Below are 13,807 nucleotides of genomic sequence, written 5' to 3' on the forward strand. Positions count from 1 at the left end.
GTCGGCGAGGGGGACGCGGGGTTTCGCGGGCCCCCTCGGCCGGGCGCGGCCGGAGCGGGAACCGCGGAGATCGTCACGCCGGGTAGGTGCAGTGAGCATCCAGGGGCCGCCGTCCGTATGGGGAGAGCGGCGGGATGGTCGTGGGCTCGTGAGGAGGAGGCCTTCGATGGCGTTACGTGGTCCGAAGGTGTGGCTGTGGCGCTGGCGGCGCAATCCGCTCAAGCGCCGTGGCGACCGGGTGGAGGCCTGGGTCGTCCTGGGCATGTGGGTGTTCACCGTGTTCGTGGGGACGCTCGCCGGGACGACGGTGAGCCGTTCCGTCGAGGACGGACTGGCCCGGGAACGCGCCGAGTGGCGTCCCCTGGTGGCACGGCTCGCCGAGCGCGCCCCCGGGGCTGCCTCCGAGAACGGCCGTGTGTCCCGCGTCGAGACGGTGTGGGCGACGGCACGGTGGAGCGCCGCGGACGGGTCCGAGCACTCCGGCCAGTTGCGGGTCCCGGCGGGCAGTGCCGTCGGGGCGCCGGTCACCGTGTGGACCGACCCCGAGGGCCGCCAGGTCACGAGGCCCGTCACCGAGCCCGAGGCCCGTGTACGGGCCTCGCTGATCGGGAGCGTGGCGGGCCTCTGCGCCGCGGCCGTCCCCCTGGCCGCCGGCCGTGCCCTTCGCGGTCGCCTGGAGCGCCGCCGCATCGACCAGTGGGGCGCGGAATGGGCCCGCTTCGGCCCGATGTGGGGGCGCACGACGGGGTGAGCGACCGTGTCGACGCCCCTGTCCGGCCACCACTGCCCCTGACGGTCCGCATCGCGGGCGTCGGCCCGTCCCACTGTCCTGTCGGGTCATCGGCGGGCGTGGACCCTTGGTGCGGTCGCGTCCGGCCGCGGGCAGTGGTCGGCCTTTCCTGCGGTCCCCTCCGGCCATCGGCAGGTGCGGCCCCTACTGCTGCCCCGCTCCCGCCAGCGCCTGACCGCACACCCGGAGCAGCGCCAGGTCTTCACGTATGCCGTTGCCTCCGGCGCCGGTGCGATGCCGGAGGGGAGAGGCGAGCTCCGCTCGGAGCAGGTCGTGCAGCGGCGCTCCCGCCGGTCCCAGGACGGAGACGCAGGCGGCGATCGTCGCGCGCGTGCGGGGATGCTCCCTCCACACCGAGCGGAGGACGGGGAGGAACCGTTCCGGTTGCCCCGTCATCCGCCACACCGCGCAGACGGCGGTGGCCCGGGCCCGTGCGTCACCGCGGTCGGCCAGGTCGCGCAGCCCGGGCAGGGCCTGGCGAGCGACCGGTCCGAGCCGCCCCAGTACGGCCGCCGCGCGGCGCCGGCCGCCGCTCCCGGCCGTCGACGTGTCCGTCAACGCGCGGAGCAGCACGGGCAGCACGGCACCCGCGTCGCCCGTGATCGACCACAGCGCGTCCGCCGCCGCGACCGCGCAGTCGCTCTCCAGCAGTCCGCGCAGATCCGGTACCGCCTCGCTCGCGGAGCCGCCGAACGCGCCGAGGGCGTGAACCGCCGCCTCCGTGACGGTGCCGCGCCTCCGCAGTCCGTCCGGCATGCCGCGCAGCAGCCGCAACATGGCGGGTACGGAGGCGACGTCGCCCAGTGCGGCGAGTGCCGACAACAGGGGAACGGCCCGTTCGCAGGTGTCGGACGCGTCGAGCGGCACGCGCGCGAGCCGTCTTCGCAGCGCGGGGACGAGCGGCTCGGCCGCGCGGCCGAGGTGGGGTACGGCCAGCGCCAGATCGTGCGGTACGACCGGACCCGCAAGCACCTCGGCCAGCACCGGCGTGGCCCGCCCGTCCCCCGTCCCGGCCAGTGCCTTGAGCGGGCCGCCCAGCGCCGGCGCACCCCGCTCGGCATGCCGTACACGCAGCTCGGGACGGTACGTCACCAAGGCGTGGAGATGGTCGGCGGCGGGCGCCGCCAGCTCGGAAAGCTCCAGGAGGACGGTGACCGCCGCGTCGTGCAGTCGGTCCTCCTCGGCCCCCAGCTGGTTGCCGATGAGGGCGACCGGCCCATCGTGCCGGACGCGTCGCTCACGGAAGAGCCCGGCCGACATCCACACCCCGTTGCACCGGTCGAGGGGATCCGGGCTGGTCAACTGCCCGCACAGCAGGGAGACACGGTCGGCCACCCGGCTGCCGAGCGCGGAGTGCAGGGTCCGCAGCAGCCGGGAGCCCTCCTCGTCCGAGGGGCGCAGCCGCCGCAGCCGGACGGCGAGCGTGTCCGGACCGGGAGCGTCGTCCGGGCGGGCCTTCCGGAGCCGCCTCCCCGATCTGTCCCTGAGCAGCCGGACGACGGTCGGTACGAGATCTGCAGGGAGCAGATCCGGGGCGCATTGCGCGAGCTGGCCCAGCGCGGCGAGCCGGAGGCCGGGGTCGTGAGGCGGTCCGCTCAAATCGGTCAGCAGGCGTATCGCCTCGGCTGTGTGAGGCTCGGCCGGGCGGAGGCGCCGCGCGAACTCCCCGAGGCTCTCGGCGAGGGCGAGCAGGACACGGTCGTCGCGCTCCACGGTGATCCGCTCCCGCAACAGCGCGAGCACGCGCGCCGGTTGGTCCACGTACCGCACCAGTGCGCCCGGGACCACCCGGCGCACTGCTGCGTCCCGGTCCCCCGTGAGACGGACGAAGACGTCGGCATGCGCGCGCAGAGTGCCGCGCACCTCTGCCGCGCGGTCTCCGCGGGCACCGGCGACGTCACCGATGCCGACGAGGAACTCCACCACCTCCGCCCGGTCCCGGACGTCCTCCCGGCCGGCGAGCACGAGGAGAAACGGGACACACGCGAGCGTCGACTCCCGGATGCCGTCGTCCGGGTGGTGCAGGGCGTGGTACATCCCGTCGAGCGCGGTCTGTCGCTCGGCCGGGTCGGTGGAGCCCAGCCCCCGCAGTAATCCGGGCACGTCCTCCGCGCTGCCGTACGCCTGGCGCAGCGAGGCCCGGTCGACCTCGTCCATCCCCCTGAACACGTTGTCCTCCCCCAGACGACCTGCCGACGACGGGGAGTCTGCACCACCGCACTGACAACGAGGCGGAATCGGGGGGTGACTGTGCGCGAACTGTGCGTTCGTTGGCTTGAGTTGGAGTCGGCCCTGCCCCGGCCCGCCCGCCCGCGGCGTCCGGGGCGCCCGGCTCCGGCGCCTCAGTCCCCGCCGCCGGGCAGCGCCCGCTCCACGATCCTGTCCAGGCCCACGATCCTGTCCAGGTCCGCGGTCCGCGGTCCGCGGCAGCGTCCCGAACGCGTGCCCCCAGTCGCCCCCCAGCCGCGTCGCGCAGAACGCGTCGGCGACGGCCGGCGGGGCGTGCCGGACGAGTGCGGCACCTGACGCGGACGGCCGTGCGCGGCGCCCGCCGGGACGCTGCGCACGGCCGCCTTCACCGTGGGGGGACCGTCTGCCCCGGACTACCTGTAGGTGATGTCCGAGGTGGAGTACAGGCAGTTCTTGCTGTCGGGTCCGGATCCGACAGCGGTGTTGTTGTTGTACTTCTGGCAGGGGACGACCTTGCGGCCGGAGTCGTTGCGGATGGTGATGTTCCGCAGCGTCGCCACGTCGTTGCGGTTGACGTTGATGCCGACGAGCCGGGCGGTGGAGCCGGTGCCGGTCACGTCGATGGTGTTGAGGTTGACCTTGCGGGTGTACTGAGTGGAGCAGTCACCGCAGGAGCGGTACAGCGTCTTGAACTCCTGCACCGCGAAGTTCGAGATGGTCAGGGTGCCCCCGCCGTTGTGCTGGAAGACCTTGTCCGCCGCCTTCTTGGCCCCACCGCCGATCACCTGGTAGGTGGCGCCGTTGCCGCCGCGGAAGGTGGCGGCGTCCTCGCCGACGTCCTCCCACCAGACGTTCTGCAGCGTGCAACTGCCCTCGCAGTGGATGCCGTCGGCCGCGGGGGCGCCGAGGATGACGTTCTTCAGCACCGCGCCGTCGGCGAGCTTGAAGATCGGGTCCTGCCCCTCCTCCTGGCCGTCACCGGCCAGGGCGCCGGTGCCGTAGTACCGCTTCATCCCGTAGTCCTTGGTGCCGGACACGGAGATGGTGGACGAGGTCCCCTGACTGCCGTTGGGGGCCGGCCAGGTGGCGGCGCTCGCAGCGGGCGCGTTGACGGTCATGATCATGCCAACCGAGAAGCCGAGTGCGGCCACGGTTCCGGCCAGTGCGCGCCTGCGGGCGCGCGGACGTGTCGCAGAAGCCATGTCCCGAGTCCTTCTGTCGTGGGGGCGGAACACATACATGACTAGCATTCAGAGTGCTGCTCGTTGTGCGCACCAAGACCGCTCTATCCGTATGCGTTGGTCACAGTGCTGAACGGAACGTAGGGTGCAAGCGCTTTCTAGTCAACGCCTCGCGCAGAGCGGATTCCGTTGCCGCTGGTCACGCCCGGGACCCTGTGGGAGCGCTTCCATGGGGGCCATGTCCATGCCACCATGCCGCAACGGACGCCTCCCACGACGGAAGGAAACCGGACGTGCCCGCCACCCCCCACCGCATGACGACGAGACTCCTGCGGTCGCTCCTCCTCGCGCTCGTCGCCGTGCTGCTGACCCTGGTCGCGACCACCGCTCCGACCGGGCCCGCGGCCGCCGCCGACGGGCCCACTCCTGCCTCCGCACGCGGGAACGCCGTACCCACCGCGGCCCTCACCGAGGTCACGAACTTCGGCACCAACCCCAGCAACCTGCGCATGTACGTGTACGTGCCGGAGAGCGTGACCCCGAAGCCGGCGGTCGTGGTCGCCGTGCACTGGTGCACCGGTTCGGGCCCGGACATGTACAACGGGACCGAGTACGACACACTCGCCGACCGGTACGGATTCATCGTGCTGTATCCGTCCGTCACCCGCAGCAGCAAGTGCTTCGACGTCTCCTCGCCCCAGGCCCTGCGACGCGGAGGAGGCAGCGATCCCGTCGGAGTCAAGTCGATGATCGACTGGGTCACGCGCACGTATGACGCGGACACGAGCCGGGTGTTCGCCACCGGCATCTCCTCCGGCGCGATGATGACGAACGTCCTGCTCGGGGACTACCCGGACGTGTTCACGGCGGGCGCCGCCTTCTCGGGCGTCCCGTTCGGCTGCTTCGCGACCAGCGACGGCTCCGAGTGGAACAGCGCCTGCTCGGGCGGCACGGTCACCCGCACCGCGAAGGAGTGGGGCGACCTCGCCCGGGGTGCGTACCCCGGCTACAACGGCCCCCGGCCCCGCATGCAGATCTGGCACGGCACCGAGGACGACGTCCTGCGCTACCCCAACTTCGGGGAGCAGATCAAGCAGTGGACGAACGTGCAGGGCGTGAGCCAGACGCCCACCCGCACCGACACGCCCCAGTCCGGCTGGACCCGTACCCGCTACGGCGGCACGGGGGACCGGGCTCCCGTGGAGGCCATCAGTCTCCAGGGCGTCGGCCACAATCTGTACGCCCAGGGCATGGCGTCCCGCGTGCTCACCTTCTTCGGCCTGGACGGCTCCGGCCCCGCGCCCCAACCCCAGCCGGGCGCCTGCCGGGTGACGGCCACGGTGAATGCCTGGAGCACCGGCCTGACCGCCACGGTGACCCTTACCAACACCGGCACGACGACCGTCAACGGCTGGAAACTCGGCTTCACGCTGCCCACCGGGCAGAAGGTCACGGGCGGCTGGGGCGCCACGTACGCGCCCTCGTCCGGGTCGGTCACCGCCACCAACGTCTCGTACAACGGCACCATCGCGCCGGGCGCGAGTGTGAGCTTCGGTTACCAGGCCTCTCACGCCGGCAACAGCGCCGCTCCGGCTGGGTTCACGCTCAACGGGACGGTGTGCGCGAGCGGTTGACGTACGTCGACGGGTGCCGGACCGGAGGGCCGGATCAAGCCAATGCGGCCGGGTCGGAGCGGCCGGGTCGAATCGACCGGATCAGGCCGACCGGATCAGGCCGACCGGACCAGTACCACCGGCCGGTCAGACCGACCGGTGGTACTGGTCCGGCACCCGCACCTCGCCGCCGAGCTCGCGCGCCGCGTGCCGCGCCCACGAGGGGTTGCGCAGGAGCTCGCGGCCCAGCAGGACCGCGTCCGCCTCGCCGTTGGCCAGGATCTTCTCGGCCTGCTCCGCATCGGTGATGCGGCCGCCCGGCAGAGCTCCCGTCCGGGTGCCTGACGCGCGTCCTCAGTGAACCTCGGCCCGAGCGGCTTCCAGGAGCGACTGCCGGTCGGGGAGTTTCACCACGCCCCGGCCCAGCGAAGCGCCCAGGGCCGCCTCCGCCCGTTCGATGGACCGCCAGCCCGCCCAGTCCACCGGATCGACACCTTCCGCGCGCAGCACCGGCAGGGGGTCGTCGGGGACCGTCTTCGCGGCGAGGGCGGGGGCGTCCTCGAGGAGGGACGTCACTGTTTCCTTCGCGCACGGGCGGTTCGTGCCGATGACGCCGGTGGGGCCGCGCTTGATCCAGCCCGCCACGTACTCGCCCGGGGCGACGGCCCCCTCGCGCAGGACGCGGCCGGACAGGTTCGGCACGGTGGCGGTGACCGGGTCGAACGGCAGGTCCTCCAGAGGCACTCCGCGGTAGCCCACCGAGCGCAGGACCAGCTGCCCCTCGATGACCTCGTGCCGGCCCGTACCCGTCACGCCGCCGTGGCCGTCCGGGGCCGTGCGTTCGAACCGCGCGGCGCCCACGCGGCCCCGCTCGGCGAGCAGTTCGGCCGGGCGGAGGAAGAACCGGAGGTGGATGCGGCGTGGCGCGCCCTTCGGGGGTGTCCGCGCCCATGCGCGCAGCACCTCCACGTTGCGGCGCTGGGGTGCGGGCAGTGCGGAGGGGTCCGTGTACCCGGGGTCCAGGGCCAGCTCCGCCGGATCCACCACGACGTCGGTCTCCGGCAGGGTGCCCAGTTCGCGCAGTTCCTTGGTGGTGAACCGGGCCTGGGACGGTCCGCGCCTGCCCACCATGTGGATCTCGGTCACCCGGCTGTCCGCGAGGGTGGTCAGGGCGGCCTGGGGCATGTCGGTCGGGGTGAGCTCGGCCAGGCCCCGGGCCAGCATCCGCGTGACGTCCACGGCGACGTTGCCCACGCCGACGACGACGGCCGACCGGGCGTCCCGCAGGAAACCGGCGTCCACGGCGTCCGGGTGGGCGCTGTACCAGGCGACGAACTGCGTGGCCGACCAGCTCCCCGGCAGGTCCTCCCCGGAGATGCCCAGACGCCGGTCGGTGGCGGCGCCCAGGCAGTACACCACCGCGTGGTAGAGCTCCCGCAGCCGCGGGACGGTCACTCCACCGGGGCCGGCCTGCACGCCGCCGAGGAAGCGGACCCGGTCGTGCTCGAGGACGGCGCGCAGGTTGTTCTGCAGCGACTTGATCTTCTCGTGGTCGGGTGCCACGCCGTAGCGGACGAGGCCGTAGGGGCACGGCAGCCGGTCCAGGACGTCGACGCGCACGTCGGAGTCCAGCTGGACGAGGCTCTGGGCGGTGTAGCACCCGCTCGGCCCGGAGCCTACGACGGCGACTCGCAGCACGGCGGAACTCCTCACCCGGGCGAACCGACGGATCTCAGGAGAGCGCTGACGCCTCCAGCATCGCACCGGCCGGGCTCCGCTGACAGGGTGCTGTGCTCCACGCGTGGCGCGTGTCCGATCTGTGGGGAATGTGATCATGCGGTTACGTTCGGTATGTGCTGAAAGCGTCCTTTCTGAACCTTTCTGATCGCTCTCCGGAGGACGGCGCGGTGTCCGTGCGCCCCGCGTGGGAAGTGCGGGAGAACGAGGGCACCACGCGGTGGTTCGAGTTCCGGCTGGTGTTCGCGGACGGTGCCCGGATCGATGCGCTGGCCGTCGTGGGCGGCGGATGCGTCTGTGTCGAGGAAGTGCGTGCTCAGCCCGCCCTGTCCCTCGACGACCTGGCCGTGCTCGCCGACTGGATCGAGGACGCGGTGGCCGAGGCATGCGGACCGGGTGGCGGACCCGACGGCTGCGGCGGCCGGGGGCGCAGGGCCAGGCCGGCCTGGCCGCGCGGGCAGGAGGGGAGTCAGCTGGTGGCGCGGGAGTACCGCGCGGCCCAGCGCGAGGGCGCCGACCCGGTCCTCGCCGTGATGGGCGCGACCGGCCACAGCCGCCGCGCGACCCTCCGCCTGATCGGCCAGGCCCGCGACGCGGGCCTGCTGTCACCGCGCCGTCCCCGGCGCTGAGGGACTCGGACGCCTGAGGCTCGGCGCGAGCGGGTGACTCCGGGAGCCGAGGGCGCAGGGGCGCTGGGCACTCGGCTCGGCCACGACTCGGTTTCGGCCTGGTGAACCGTGATCCGTCGGGAGGTGTCACGTACGAGTGTGTGACCGTGCGCTTCGAGCGGAGTACGCGTGTACCGCGCTTGCCGGAGACCGGGTCCCGCCTCGGGCAGCCTTCGGATGTGCGAGGTGATGGGTTCGCAGGTGGTTGCGTCAGCCTGATCGTGCTGCTCATCGAGATCCCGGTCGCTCTTCTGCTGGGGTCGGCCTCGGTCCTCCGTGGATGGGACCGTGCGGACGAGCAGACCGTGGCACCCCCGGTGGACTGGGTTCCGGTCCTCTGGTTCGGCGGGTTCACCTTGGCTGTGCTCGTGATCGCCGTGATCTTCCTGTACTCGGCACATCCGTTGGCGGGCGCGGTCCAACTGCTCTTGGCCGCCGTCGCCCTGCTCCTCACGATCCACGCCTGGCACGACCAGTACGAGCGTGCTCACCCGCCTCCACCGCCGGCGAGGGCTGGGATGTCGCACGCTCGTTCGGGCCACGTGACCCACCGGTAGGACCACGACGGCGGATCCCGCGGACCGTCGCAGCCGGTCACCGGCGGCCATGACGAACAAGCTCAGAGCATGGTCCGCATCCGCGTGATCTCACTCGTCTGCTGTGCGATCACCTCGTCGGCCATCTCCTCCACGCGGATGTTGTTGCCCTGCCCCTTCACATCCGTGGCCATGGTGATCGCGCCTTGGTGATGGGTCGTCATCAGGGTCAGGAAAAGGTGGTCGAACGCCTGCCCGTCGGCGGTGCGAAGCTCCTTCAGCTGGGCCGGCGTCGCCATGCCGGGCATTGTGGTGTGCTCGTGCCGCTCGGCCTTCAGCGGCTTCCCGTACGACTTCAGCCAGCCCTTCATCGCCTCGATCTCGGGCCTCTGGCCGGCCGCGATGCGCTCGGCGATCCGCTGCACAGCCTTCGACTCGGCCCGCTCGGGGACGAGTTCGGTCATCACCAGGGCCTGGGCGTGGTGCTCGATCATCATGCGGACGTAGGAGACGTCGGCCGAGTTGGGGGAGTCGTTCTCCGAGCGCCGGTCGGTGGCCTCCTCGGCGGACAGGGTGCGGTTCGCCTCGCCGGGCTCACCCGGCGCGATCACGGCGGGCCCGTCGTCGGCGGCCGGCTTCCGGTCCGGACCGGAGTCACAGCCTCCGGTCGTGAGCACGGCCAGGACGGCCAGCCCCGTCGCGACGGCGGACGCCCGGGACGCACGGCGGAACAGCACAACGACCTCCTGTGGCAGACGTGTTGAAGAGCACCTCGAGTTGCGGACGACGTACTGGCACGCTTCCGCGGGTCATTGATCAGAAAACTTCATTGCGATTCTGTTGCCCCCTGTTGGTATGTGCATGGCGAAGACGATACTGCGTGGTGCGTGAACCGTTCCGCAGCGAACGGAACCAGGGAGGAAAACAGTGATCCTGTTGAACGACCGCAGAACGCGCCGCAGACGCATGGGAGTTGTGGCAGCCGCCGGTGGACTGCTCGCCGCGCTCCTCACCGTCTCGCCGGCAGGGGCCACCCCCGACCCGGGGGACGCGCCGCCCGCACCGAAGAAGGTCTCCAAGAGCGCCCAGGCCGAAGTCCGAGAGGCCATCGAGAGCGGCGAGATACCCGGCCAGGACGAGATCGTCCACTCCGACAACATCAGGCACCTGGCCCACGTCCCCAAGGACGTGCTGCAGGGCACGAACTCGGACCTCGCCTTCCAGGGCAGGTACGCGTTCGCGGGCAACTACGACGGCTTCCGCATCTTCGACATCAGCAACCCCAAGGCGCCGGAGACCGTCGCCCAGGTGCTGTGCCCCGGCTCGCAGAACGACATCTCCGTCTCCGGCGACCTGCTGTTCCTGTCCACCGACTCCTCGCGCAGTGACAGCAGTTGCTCCAGCACCACCCAGCCGGCGACCGAGAAGTCCTCGTGGGAGGGCATGAAGGTCTTCGACATCAGCGACAAGCGCAATCCGAGGTATGTCGCGGCCGTCGAGACCGCCTGCGGCTCGCACACCCACACGCTGGTGCCCGAGCGCCGCAACGTCTACGTGTACGTCTCCTCGTACTCGCCGAACGCCGCCTACCCCGACTGCCAGCCGCCGCACGACGGCATCTCCGTCATCAAGGTGCCGCGCAAGGCGCCCGAGAAGGCGAAGGTCGTGGGCTTCCCCGTGCTGTTCCCGGGTGAGGGCCCGGACGGCGGTGGCAACCCGGGCGGGCCCACCAACCCGGGCGTGTCCAAGACCACCGGCTGCCACGACATCACCGTGCTGCCCTCGAAGGACCTGGCCGCGGGCGCCTGTATGGGCGACGGCATCCTGTTCTCCATCGAGGACCCGGAACGCCCGAAGGTCATCGACCGCGTGCAGGACAACGTGAACTTCGCGTTCTGGCACTCGGCGACCTTCAACCAGAAGGCGAACAAGGTCGTCTACACCGACGAGCTGGGCGGCGGCGGAGCGGCCACCTGCAACGCGGAGATCGGCCCGGACCGCGGTGCCGACGGCATCTACGACATCGTCGGCAAGGGCGACAAGCGCAAGCTCGTCTTCCGCAGCTACTTCAAGATCCCCCGCCACCAGGCCGACACCGAGAACTGCGTCGCCCACAACGGCTCGCTCATCCCGGTCAAGGGCAGGGACATCATGGTCCAGGCCTGGTACCAGGGCGGCGTGTCCGTCTGGGAGTTCACGGACTCGGACAAGCCGAAGGAGATCGCCTACTTCGACCGCGGCCCGCTGACCACCGACGCGATCAAGTCGGGCGGCTCGTGGTCGGCGTACTACTACAACGGCTACATCTACTCCAACGAGTACGCCCGGGGCTTCGACGTCCTGAAGATCGACGACCGGCGCACCGACCCGGCCCGCCGGGTCCACGTGCGTGAGCTCAACGTCCAGACGCAGCCGGACTACTTCGACTGATCCCGGGGGCCGCACTCCGGTGCGCCTCCGGTCGCGAAGAAACGCGACAGATCCTCGTCGCCCCTCCCGCCGCGGGCTCCGGCCTCCGGCGGGAGGCCCAGCTCCCGGTCGAGCCGGTAGCGCTTGAACAGCTCGGCCCGCAGCACCGGCACCGGCATCGGGGCCCCCGGCACCACAGCGGCGTACACGGCCCCCATCAGCAGGGCGCGCAACATCGGGTAGTCGCTCGCGACGTCCGACGACCCGTGCCGGGCCATGGTGTCCCGGAGCAGCTCGGCGAGTCGCCGCTGCTCCGGGCACTGCATGAAGCCCTCGGCCTGCAGAATCCCGGCCATGTGCTGGCGCATCAGCACGGGCCGGTCCCTGGCCAGGCCCAGGATCGCGTCGATGGCCCGGGCCATCCGCTCCCGGCCGTCCTCGGTGCGCGGCTCGCGCTCCAGCGCCTCCTCCAGCGTGCGGTGCATCAGCCGGTGCACCGCGGACTGCACCAACTGCCGTTTGCCGGGGAAGTAGTAGGACACCAGGCCGCGGGCCGATCCCGCCCGGTCGGCGATGTCGCCGAGTGTGGTCGCGTCGTAGCCTCGCTCGCTCACCAGCTCGACCGCCGCCTGCAGGAGCCGCTCACGGGAACGCCGCCGCAACTCTTCGTTCACCGAGGCGCTACGCGGAGACATGCTGCAACTCCCGTGTTGACTGGCTGCCAGCCAACTATAATCAGTGGGGTCCGGCCACGACCTGCCAGGTCCCGGCCGGCGATGCCGTCTGCCTCGGGCGACGCGGGGGATCGTCCGAGGTGGGCGAGCACTCGCCCCAGTGGTGGCCTCGGGCTACCTTCCGGTGCCGACGGTGCTCCGGCGCTCTTCCGGAAGATCCCGGGGCGAGGGCTGCCAGCGTCGGTGCACCCACACCGCGAGGGCCACCACCGTCATGCCCAGCAGCCAGCCGCCCATCACGTCCGACGGCCAGTGGACACCGAGCCAGATCCGCGTGAGCCCGACCCCGATCACGGAGACGACGGCCACTGCCACGGCGGTACGCCACACGGCCCGGCCCACGCCGTGCCGGTGCAGCAGCCACAGCAACAGGCCGCAGACCACGGTGGCGGTCATGGCGTGGCCCGACGGGAACGCCGAGTAGTGGGCGGAGTCGACGGGGTCGGGCCAGACCGGGCGGGGCCGGTCCACCGCGGCCTTGATGCCCTGCTGCAGCACGGTGCCCAGCGCCACGGCCAGCGCCAGCCAGACCGCCGTCCAGCGGGCCGCCCACCGCACCACCAGCCACACGACGGCGGCGGCGCACAGCAACCGCATCGTCCAGGGATCCCACACCCAGTCCGTGAGGATGCGGCACGTCTGGGTGAGGACCGGTTCGTCGACCGCCCAGCGGTGGGTGGTGCCGGAGATGTCCCCGTCCACGCCGATCAACGGGCTCCATCTGGCCGCGACGAGGACCAGCAGCAGCGCCGAGCACAGGGCCAGGGTGCCGGCGAGAGCAGCGGTGGTGCGGTGTTCCGGGCGGGGCGGGGAGTCGACGGACGAGGTGTGCATACGCCGATCCTCGCCGAACCGGGGGCTCCGGATCCAGTACGGGGATGATCCTCCGTCACCGGGGCGACGTGCTTCGGTCATGCCGTGTCCTCCGCGGGGTGTCCGGGGCCCTCCGCTACCCCAGTGCCCGCAATCCCGGCATGAACGCCAGCAGCACCGGCACCACCGGGACCAGCGCGGCCGTCGCCGTCAGCCGAAGGCGCCGGGCCGCCGTCAGACGGTCCGGGGGAGTGAGCAACCGGTTCACCCGCGCCGGGACGTGGGCCTGCGGGGTCGGGCACGGCCCGAACACGCCGCGATGCTCGTTCAGCTCGACCAGCGCCAGGGCCGTGGTGAGCCGGCCGAAGCGGCGCGATGCCGTGTCGTCGGCGGCGAGTTCCACCAGACGGTGCATCTCGTCACGGAACGCGGCGAACACCGGCACCTGCGGAAATCCGCCGGCCAGCGCCGAGGAGCAGTTGAGCAGCCAGTCGTGCCGGGCCCGGGCGTGGCCCTGCTCGTGGGCGAGCACGGCGTCCAGTTGCCGGCCCTTCAGCCGGCACAACGCGGCGGTGGTGACGACCAGTTGAGGGGGAGTGCCCGGCTGCCACCAGGCATCAGGCTGATCGCTCTCCAGGACGACCAGCCGGCCGGAGACGGCTACCTCCCCGGGCAGCAGCGGAGCCCGGACCAGCAGATCGGCGCGTCGACGGCGCCGCCGCGCGCGGGCGCGGCCGATCTCGCGCAGCAGCATCGCCGCGCTCCACAGCCCGCCGCCGGCCAGGGCGAGCGCCGTCGTCGCCGCCCAGGGGCCCGCGGTGCCCAGGGCGTAGGCCTCGACGACCGCACGCGGGGCCGTGGCGAAGAGATGCCCGCCGACCGCCTGCCAGGCGGCGGCCGCGCTGAGCGTCATCGACAGCGCGCAGCACACGAGGACGGCCGCCACCACGCACTGCCACACCCACAGCGCCACCACCGGCTCACGGTCCGGCCAGTCCGCCCGGGCGAGCAGCCGGGGGGCGGCCACGGCGGTGAGGGCGCCGAGCAGCAGCAGCGCGGCGGTGAGCATCATGGGGGCAGCCTATGAGCGCCGCCCCGCTCAGGGGTACGACTTGCGACGCCAAAGTGACGCAGAC

General features: G+C 72.0%; 12 protein-coding genes and 1 pseudogene. 5 read left to right on the forward strand and 8 right to left on the reverse strand.

Annotated features, from left to right (window positions below):
- Positions 1 to 166 precede the first annotated feature (166 nt).
- The gene (locus ADK65_RS04565) at positions 167 to 751 is read left to right on the forward strand and encodes a hypothetical protein (protein WP_053668481.1); all 585 of its coding nucleotides are present in this window, start codon (positions 167 to 169) and stop codon (positions 749 to 751) included.
- Between the two features lie 183 nt (positions 752 to 934).
- On the opposite strand, the gene ADK65_RS04570 is transcribed toward ADK65_RS04565, so the two are convergent.
- Positions 935 to 2,959, reverse strand: coding sequence for a hypothetical protein (locus ADK65_RS04570; RefSeq protein WP_053668482.1), 2,025 nt, complete (start codon positions 2,957 to 2,959; stop codon positions 935 to 937).
- A gap of 434 nt (positions 2,960 to 3,393) precedes the next feature.
- Positions 3,394 to 4,182, reverse strand: a complete 789-nt coding sequence (locus ADK65_RS04575; RefSeq protein WP_053668483.1) for a pectate lyase — start codon at positions 4,180 to 4,182, stop codon at positions 3,394 to 3,396.
- Positions 4,183 to 4,475: 293 nt separating this feature from the next.
- Between ADK65_RS04575 and ADK65_RS04580 the strand changes: the two genes are divergently transcribed.
- On the forward strand, positions 4,476 to 5,795 hold the full coding sequence (locus tag ADK65_RS04580; protein WP_053668623.1) for a PHB depolymerase family esterase: 1,320 nt from the start codon (positions 4,476 to 4,478) through the stop codon (positions 5,793 to 5,795).
- 126 nt (positions 5,796 to 5,921) lie between these two features.
- Here ADK65_RS04580 and ADK65_RS37870 read toward each other — a convergent pair.
- Positions 5,922 to 6,089 (reverse strand): annotated as a pseudogene (locus ADK65_RS37870) (NADH:flavin oxidoreductase/NADH oxidase); the annotation flags it as partial.
- Between the two features lie 39 nt (positions 6,090 to 6,128).
- Positions 6,129 to 7,472, reverse strand: a complete 1,344-nt coding sequence (locus ADK65_RS04590; RefSeq protein ID WP_053668485.1) for an FAD-dependent oxidoreductase — start codon at positions 7,470 to 7,472, stop codon at positions 6,129 to 6,131.
- A gap of 209 nt (positions 7,473 to 7,681) precedes the next feature.
- Here ADK65_RS04590 and ADK65_RS04595 point away from each other — a divergent pair, with 209 nt between their 5' ends.
- Together ADK65_RS04595 and ADK65_RS04600 are read left to right on the forward strand one after the other, a co-directional pair.
- Positions 7,682 to 8,140 carry a DUF6214 family protein gene (locus ADK65_RS04595; protein ID WP_053668486.1) on the forward strand — a complete coding sequence of 153 codons (459 nt, stop codon included), beginning with the start codon at positions 7,682 to 7,684 and terminating at the stop codon, positions 8,138 to 8,140.
- A gap of 218 nt (positions 8,141 to 8,358) precedes the next feature.
- Positions 8,359 to 8,736: a DUF6234 family protein gene (locus ADK65_RS04600; protein ID WP_159038720.1), complete on the forward strand. Its 378-nt coding sequence runs from the start codon at positions 8,359 to 8,361 to the stop codon at positions 8,734 to 8,736.
- Between the two features lie 62 nt (positions 8,737 to 8,798).
- Here the strand turns inward: ADK65_RS04600 and ADK65_RS04605 are convergent, their stop codons facing one another.
- Positions 8,799 to 9,452 carry a DUF305 domain-containing protein gene (locus ADK65_RS04605; protein WP_053668488.1) on the reverse strand — a complete coding sequence of 218 codons (654 nt, stop codon included), beginning with the start codon at positions 9,450 to 9,452 and terminating at the stop codon, positions 8,799 to 8,801.
- A gap of 190 nt (positions 9,453 to 9,642) precedes the next feature.
- Here ADK65_RS04605 and ADK65_RS04610 point away from each other — a divergent pair, with 190 nt between their 5' ends.
- Complete coding sequence (locus ADK65_RS04610; protein ID WP_053668489.1) at positions 9,643 to 11,145, forward strand: LVIVD repeat-containing protein; 1,503 nt, start codon at positions 9,643 to 9,645, stop codon at positions 11,143 to 11,145.
- Here ADK65_RS04610 and ADK65_RS04615 read toward each other — a convergent pair.
- The 3 genes from ADK65_RS04615 to ADK65_RS04625 form a co-directional block, all read right to left on the reverse strand.
- Entirely contained in the window at positions 11,133 to 11,819 is a 687-nt protein-coding gene (locus tag ADK65_RS04615; RefSeq protein ID WP_053668490.1) for a TetR/AcrR family transcriptional regulator, read from the reverse strand. The genes ADK65_RS04610 and ADK65_RS04615 overlap by 13 nt on opposite strands.
- Before the next feature lie 153 nt (positions 11,820 to 11,972).
- Positions 11,973 to 12,692: a phosphatase PAP2 family protein gene (locus ADK65_RS04620; RefSeq protein ID WP_053668491.1), complete on the reverse strand. Its 720-nt coding sequence runs from the start codon at positions 12,690 to 12,692 to the stop codon at positions 11,973 to 11,975.
- 115 nt (positions 12,693 to 12,807) lie between these two features.
- Entirely contained in the window at positions 12,808 to 13,743 is a 936-nt protein-coding gene (locus ADK65_RS04625) for a M56 family metallopeptidase (RefSeq protein WP_053668492.1), read from the reverse strand.
- Positions 13,744 to 13,807: the final 64 nt, after the last annotated feature.

The organism is Streptomyces sp. NRRL B-1140 (assembly GCF_001280065.1).
Classification (GTDB): domain Bacteria; phylum Actinomycetota; class Actinomycetes; order Streptomycetales; family Streptomycetaceae; genus Streptomyces.